The organism is Ottowia cancrivicina (assembly GCF_029813755.1).
In the GTDB taxonomy this organism is placed as follows: domain Bacteria; phylum Pseudomonadota; class Gammaproteobacteria; order Burkholderiales; family Burkholderiaceae_C; genus Ottowia; species Ottowia massiliensis.
The window spans coordinates 1-458 of record NZ_JARVII010000101.1; the positions used below are offsets into that span (position 1 = coordinate 1).

Sequence of the window (458 nt, forward strand, 5' to 3'; positions counted from 1 at the left end):
GAACGCCCATAAATATATTTTTGATTGACTTTCATGGTTGCTCCTTAGAAAAAACCGTTTCCAGCATGGTCAGTCTATCGCCCGACACTTTGCAGTCATAGCCGCCATCAGGCCCCAGGGTTGGGGTAATTCTCCCCCCACTCCGGCCATATCTGATGAACTCCCCAAGAATCTTTTTATCGCTGCATCTCATTACATAACTTGTCATCTTATATAGCGTTGGATTGACGGATCTTCCTATCGGGATTTCAGTGCCGCCAATCGCATATGGCGCATGTTCGTCTGGATTTGAGCACCCAAAGGATCTTCTAAATATCTTTTCATTTGCCGTCCAATTATAGGCGTAGCCACCCGGCAGATAGGCCTTTTCATAAATATGAATGCCGCCTTCTTTCGCGCAGAGCCGATCCGCCTCCCAGTCCATCAGAAAGACACGCAGTTTAATGACTCCGATATAC

Annotated in this window: 1 protein-coding gene; it reads right to left on the minus strand. The window is 46.9% G+C overall.

Going from position 1 to position 458, the window contains the following annotated elements; genetic code table 11:
- Positions 1 to 31: 31 nt before the first annotated feature.
- On the minus strand, positions 32 to 458 hold a 427-nt coding region (locus QB898_RS13225), incomplete at its 5' end, for a hypothetical protein (RefSeq protein ID WP_279525322.1).